The sequence below is a fragment of the Streptomyces sp. URMC 124 genome (assembly GCF_051386455.1).
Classification (GTDB): Bacteria; Actinomycetota; Actinomycetes; order Streptomycetales; family Streptomycetaceae; genus Streptomyces.
The window spans coordinates 1-245 of sequence record NZ_JBPQTS010000596.1 but is presented as its reverse complement, the minus strand read 5'-3'; the positions used below and the strand labels follow the sequence as shown (position 1 = coordinate 245).

Annotated in this window: 1 protein-coding gene; it reads left to right on the top strand. The window is 53.5% G+C overall.

What is annotated here, in order from left to right:
- Positions 1–65 precede the first annotated feature (65 nt).
- On the top strand, positions 66–245 hold a 180-nt coding region (locus ACSNOG_RS33825; RefSeq protein WP_436756492.1), incomplete at its 3' end, for a hypothetical protein.

Below are 245 nucleotides of genomic sequence, written 5' to 3'. Positions count from 1 at the left end.
GGTTTGAGCTGCTTGCGGAGCAGAGCGTTCCCCCGGAGTTAATCGTTCAGCTTGTTGTTCAGTGCATGATGAAGGCAGCCACAGCGGCCGCTGAGATCGGGGTAGATCAAAGCAGCCTGTTTCCTGAGCAATCGCTTTATGAAAGACTCAGCCAGTATGAACGCTTGGACCAGTTGGAGAACTTCACCGCCGAGGCAATGAACAGCATTATCGAGTTGATCCGGCAGAAGCGCAATGGCCGTGAA